Source organism: Micromonospora sp. NBS 11-29, assembly GCF_002140155.1.
GTDB lineage: Bacteria > Actinomycetota > Actinomycetes > Mycobacteriales > Micromonosporaceae > Micromonospora.
The window spans coordinates 1-5,509 of the sequence record NZ_NAPR01000002.1; the positions used below are offsets into that span (position 1 = coordinate 1).

The 5,509-nt window shown below is 74.0% G+C and carries 6 protein-coding genes; 3 read left to right on the top strand and 3 right to left on the bottom strand.

The features are described from left to right. Positions 1-174 precede the first annotated feature (174 nt). From B1205_RS00030 to B1205_RS00040, 3 genes are all read left to right on the top strand, one after another. Entirely contained in the window at positions 175-585 is a 411-nt protein-coding gene (locus tag B1205_RS00030) for a hypothetical protein (protein ID WP_089153920.1), read from the top strand. Further along, positions 585-794 carry a DUF6186 family protein gene (locus B1205_RS00035; RefSeq protein ID WP_176308371.1) on the top strand — a complete coding sequence of 70 codons (210 nt, stop codon included), beginning with the start codon at positions 585-587 and terminating at the stop codon, positions 792-794. Before B1205_RS00030 ends, B1205_RS00035 begins: the two co-directional genes overlap by 1 nt. A gap of 1,287 nt (positions 795-2,081) precedes the next feature. Next, positions 2,082-3,404 (top strand): MATE family efflux transporter, encoded by a 1,323-nt coding sequence (locus tag B1205_RS00040; protein ID WP_089153739.1) that lies wholly within the window; start codon positions 2,082-2,084, stop codon positions 3,402-3,404. A 6-nt stretch (positions 3,405-3,410) separates the two neighbouring features. Here the strand turns inward: B1205_RS00040 and B1205_RS00045 are convergent, their stop codons facing one another. The 3 genes from B1205_RS00045 to B1205_RS00055 form a co-directional block, all read right to left on the bottom strand. After that, on the bottom strand, positions 3,411-4,340 hold the full coding sequence (locus B1205_RS00045; RefSeq protein WP_254909588.1) for a hypothetical protein: 930 nt from the start codon (positions 4,338-4,340) through the stop codon (positions 3,411-3,413). Positions 4,341-4,424: 84 nt separating this feature from the next. Beyond that, positions 4,425-4,724: a hypothetical protein gene (locus B1205_RS00050; RefSeq protein ID WP_089153741.1), complete on the bottom strand. Its 300-nt coding sequence runs from the start codon at positions 4,722-4,724 to the stop codon at positions 4,425-4,427. A 30-nt stretch (positions 4,725-4,754) separates the two neighbouring features. Further along, a partial coding sequence (locus B1205_RS00055; RefSeq protein WP_254909589.1) for a hypothetical protein occupies positions 4,755-5,509 on the bottom strand: 755 nt, incomplete at its 5' end.

Sequence of the window (5,509 nt, forward strand, 5' to 3'; positions counted from 1 at the left end):
GATGCGTACGCGCAGTGGGAGAAGCAGGCCACCGACCTCGTCACCCAACACTGGACCAAGTGAGACGAGCGCCGGCCGGCACCCCGACAGGGGTGCCGGCCGGAAGTGCCTTTCGAGGCAATCACGAAGCGTGCCGGTCTTTCCGCCGCGCGTGAGGCTGGGGACAATCGGATGATGGATCACCCCCGTGAGCTCACCGTCGTCGAGGCGCCCCGGGTCTGGGACCGGCCGATCGTCTCCGTACCGGTGCTGATCTGCCTCTCCCTGGTCGGTGGTCAGCTGCCGTCCTTCTCGACCGCGGCGAACCTCTACATCCTCGGCACCGGCGGGGGATTGATCTGGGTGGGTCTGAGCAACCGCGTGCCCCGGCGTCCGGCACCGCGCCGGCTGCCGTCGGCCGCGTTGTGGTGGTTGCTGCCGGCCACCGTCTTCGGCGTCTTGGAGGGGGCGACCTTCGTGCTGTCCGTGGGCGACGAGTTCCCCACGTTCTCCCGACTGGCCGATCCGCTGCTCGAAGATCACCTGGTCCGTTCGGCGGCCTGGTTCGCTTGGCTGGCCGCGTTCTGGGGACTGGTCCGTCGATGATGCGGTTGCTGGCGATCGGCGGCTTCCTGGCCGCGCTGCTGCTGTTCGCGGCCATCGAGTGGGCCGCTCGTCGGGAGGGTTCGCGGGTCCCGTCCCTGGCCGAAGTCTGCGCCTTCGTCATGCGGTACGAGGTGGGCCCCGTGCCGGTCGGCCGGATCGGCCTGTTCGGCTTCTGGTGGTGGCTGGGTTGGCACTTCCTGGCCCGCTGACGGACCGCTGACACCTCGCTGAGACGCGGCACCATTGCCTGCGAGGCGCCGTCATGTCCTGTCCGCATCGCGGGAACAGTGGGCAGCATCTGGAAAGTGAACGTTAATTTGGGTGGGAGGCTGGCGCTTTCGCGGCGCTGGTCACGGGCGGTGGTGCCACACCCGGCGTCGCCTCCCTCCAGGGTCAGACCGACCCGGGCTCATGCCGCCAGGCGAGCCGCTCCGGTGATCCCGGACCGCTGCCGGCGGTCAGCAGGCCGACGACTCCCGGTCGCGGCGCGACGGTCGTCGCGTCGACCCGGAGCGCCGGGCGCCCGTAGGGCCGCCGTGCCTCGGTGGTCCGCACCCTGGAAGGACTTCTCTCATGCCGAGCAAGCGCAAGCCGCAGACCGAGACCACCACCACCGACGAGGCGCGCGAGCAGATGCGCCGTGCACTGCAGACCTCGATGGACACCCGTCAGTGACACTGACCGCCCGGCGGTGACGCCGGCCGGGCCGGGCCTACACACGACCAGCCCGCCGCCGACGTCACCGCCGCCCCGGTCCCGAGATCGCACCGGTCGCCAACTCCAGCGCCGGCCTGCCGCCAGGCCGACGCCAGGCCGGCGGGATCCAGCCGCGCCCGCTCGTCCCATGGCCCACCCGAGCCTCCACGCGCCTGCTCGCTGGCGTTTTTATCCAGGCCTCTTACCTGCCCTGGCCGGCCGGCCATTCCGCGCCGCGTCGCCGTCGCTGGCCCGCGGATCCGCCGCGCCTGATCGCCGTTTCCCTGACCTGGCCGTTGGTCAGGCTGCACATGGTCGCCGTTTCCCTTGATCCGGGGCGTTCATGCCGGCCGTACACGGGTGCCGTTCACCCTGGCCCGGGCCGTTGCCGTCCGCACATGGTTGCGTGGGCCGTTGAGCCGACCGCACATCGGTGTCGTCCCCCTGGCCCGGCCCGTGGATCCGGTTTGCCGTTCCACCTGCCCTGCCCTGGCCGGGCCGGTCGGGCTGTCGGGGGAAGCCGGCCCGCCGCACCTCGGACGATGACGCCGCCGCCACTCGACGCGACCAGCCTGGTCGATGGGGCGGCGGGTACACCTTCCCGGCCGCCCCGAGAACTGCCCGACGCCGGGGCCAGGCTCACGCCACCACCACCGCCCTCCCGGCCGCTACCGCAAGCAGCAGGTTGGTTAATAGGGGCCCCCTCCTCTACCGAATGCGTTAACAAGGTGCCCTTCCTTCCGGCGGTAAGTGGTGGGCGGGGTTGTGTTCCTTACGGGGGCATGTGAGGATCGTCGGCGATGAGCACGACCGTCGCCCCCGCTCCCGCCGCCTCACCACGGCGGATCGCCGCCCTCGCGCTGCCCGCCTTGGTGGTGCTGGCCGCCGAGCCGCTCTACGTCCTCGTCGACACCGCGGTGGTCGGTCACCTGGGCCGGGTGCCGCTCGCCGCGCTCGCCGTCGGCGGCACGGTCATGACGTTGACCGCGTGGATCGGCACCGTCGTCGCGTACGGCACCACGGGGCGCTCGGCCCGCCGCTTCGGGGCGGGGGACCGGGCCGCGGCGGTGGCCGAGGGCGTGCAGGCGTCCTGGCTCGCGTTGACCGCCGGCCTGCTGGTGGCGGTCGCCATCGGGATCGGTGGGGGCCCGCTGGCGCGTACCCTCGTCGGTGGTCCCGGCGAGGTGGCCGACGCCGCCGCCGGTTGGCTGCGGATCGCGGCGCTCGGCGCCCCCGGCCTGCTGCTCGCCGCCGCCGGCAACGGCTGGCTGCGGGGGGTCCAGGACACCCGTCGGCCGTTGCTGTTCGTCCTCGGCCCCAACGTGCTCTCCGCGTTGCTCTGCCCGCTGCTGGTCTACCCGGCCGGGCTCGGTCTGGTCGGCTCGGCGGTGGCGAACGCGGTGGCGCAGACGCTCTCCGGCGTCCTGTTCGCGTCGGCGCTGGTGCGCGAGCGGGTCTCCCTGCGGCCCCGGCCCCGCACCATCGGCCAGCAGCTCGCGCTCAGCCGCGACCTGCTGATCCGGGGGGTCGCGTTCCAGGCCAGCTTCCTGTCGGCGACGGCGGTCGCGGCCCGCTTCGGCGCCGCGGCGGTGGGCGCGCACCAGATCGCCGTACAGCTCTGGTTCTTCACCGCGCTGGTGCTCGACGCCCTGGCGATCGCCGCGCAGTCGCTGGTCGGGGCCGCGCTCGGCGCCGGCGACGCGGCCGGCGCGCGGTTCCTGGCCCGCCGCGTCGCCCTGCTCGGCGGGCTGTGCGGGGTGGCCTTCGCGGTGCTGATCGCCGCCGGCGCCGGCCTGGTGCCGTCGTGGTTCAGCTCCGATCCGCAGGTACGCGAGCAGGCGATGGTGGCCTGGCCCTGGTTCGTGGCGCTCCAGCCGATCGGCGGGGTGGTGTTCGCCCTCGACGGGGTGCTGATCGGCGCCGGCGACGTGCGCTACCTGCGCAACCTCACCATCGTGGCGGCGCTGGGCGGGTTCCTGCCGGCGATCTGGCTGGCCTACGGGCTCGACCTCGGGCTGGGCGGGATCTGGGCCGGGCTGACGCTGTTCGTGGTGCTGCGGCTGGTCGCGCTGCTGCTGCGGCTGCGCTCGGGTGCCTGGGCGGTGGTCGGCGCGGTCCGCTGACGACGGTCAGCAGGGCTGGAACGAACCGGGCCCGCCCATCCACGGCTCCACCACGAAGAAGCCTTCGCCCAGGCGGGCGCAGTCGACGTTGTTCGTGCTCGCCTGCGCCGAGACGAGCCAGAGGCCGCGTTGCGCCGCGGGCAGCCCCGTCGACCGGGGGACGTCCCAGACGACCCGGTCGCGGATGGTGGCGATCCCGGCCCGGCCGGGGGTCGTCCGGGGCACGTCGAAGGCGTACATCCAGGTGTGCTCGGTGGTGATCCGCAGGACCGGTGTGCCGTCCTCGCCGGTGACGGTCCGGTAGCGCATCTCGCCGCGGACCCGGATCTCGTCCGCGCGGTCCTGCGAGCCGATCCGGGTGGCGTAGTTCAGGAAGGACGGGCTGTCGAAGTCGGCCCGTAGTTGTGCGCGGGCGGCGGGCGCCAGCAACGCCAGGAACGGCTCCGTGTCGCCGAGGATCATGGAGAGGTCGAGCCGGGCCTGGATCAGCGCGGGCCGGACCTTGGCCAGCGCGGCAGCCACCTCGCGGGCGGTGAACGGCGGTCGCGCCGTGGCCGGCGGCGCGACGACGCCGGCCTCGCCGACCGCGAAGTCCGCGCCCAGGGTGCCCGCGAAGAGGTCGCGCGGCTCGCCCACCCGGCTGAGCGGGACCGGCGACGGGGTGGGGGAGACCGACGGAGCCGCGGTGCCGGCGCGGACCCGGTCGACGACGACCCGGCCGAGGACGACCGTGCCGCCGACAAGCGCCAGCGCCAGCACCACCACCAGCGCGACGTGGCGCGTGCCGCGCTGCCGGGACCAGACCATGCGGAAGCGTTCGGCCCGGGTCAGCGGCGCGTCCGCGTCCGCGCCGGTCATCCAGCTCGGCAACCGGATCTCGTCGCCCCGGGCGGCGACGGCGTACGGGTCCGGCGGGGTGGTCCGGGGTTCGGTCATGAGGCGTTCCAGGGGATGCGGGGGCGGGCGACGCGTGATCATCGCACCCGGACGCCGGTCGTGCCGCCCCGTCGCCGTGCCGGGTCAGATCCGCTGGTGTGTGATCGCCCACGCGAGGTAGAGCGTGCCGACGACGAGCAGGGTCGCGGTCACGGCGACGAACACGAACGACCCGATCGCGGCGGCCGCCGGGTGTCGCTCGCTAAACCGGGTCCGGCCCTGCCAGGCCCAGATCCGGCGGCGCGTCGCCGCCAGCGGCGGGACGCGGTCGACGAGGTCGGACAGGCGGCGGCCGAGGGTACGGCGGGGCGGTTCCGGGTTGCGCATCCAGTCCGGCAGGTCGACCCGGGCGCGGTGCGGTGGTGCGGGCCTGGCGTCGCTCATCGGTGGCTCCTGTCGTTCGTGGAGGGCGGGTCAGCAGGTGTCCGGCAGGTCGACGGTCTTGTCCGGGTCGAAGACCGCGTCCGGGTCCGGATCGGCGGGGCCGCCGAACGAGGGCTTGCCGAGCGCGAGCAGCCCCTTCTCCAGCGCGGCGCAGTCGATGTTCGAGGCGTAGGAATCGGCCTTCTCGATCCACAGCCCGACGGAGCCGGCGGTCACGTCGGCCGGGTGCGGCGTGCTCCACACCACCGTGTCGTGGACCACCACGACGCCGTCGCCCGGCGTGGTGCTCGCGGTGGGGAAGGCGTACGCCCAGACGAAGTTCGTGGTCACCTCCAGGATGCGGATGCCGTCCCGGTCCTTCGTCGCCCGGTAGCTGATCCGGCCCTTGACCCGGGGCTGGTCGGCGGTGAGCCGGGCGCCGGGGGCGAGCCGGGTGGCGTAGGAGCTCGCCTCGCCGTGGGGAAAGTCGTCGCGCAGGCCGGCCCGGGCGTCCGGGGCGAACTGGCGGACCAGCCGCTCCGGGCTCTTCGCGGCGAAGAACGCGCGGTCCAGTCGCGCGGTCAGCAGGGCCTTGCGGACCCGGGCCAGTGTGTCGGTCACCTGCTTCTCGGTGAACGGGCCGGTCCGCTTGGCCCGGGGCAGCGCGATCCCGGCCGTACCCGCCGGGAAGTCGGCGGCCGGGGTGCCGTCGAACGGCCCGGTGGCCGGTGGCGGCGACGCCGAGCTGACGGCCTGCTCGCCGCTCGGCGGGCTGATCGTCGGGTACGCCGCCGGGGTCGCCCGCC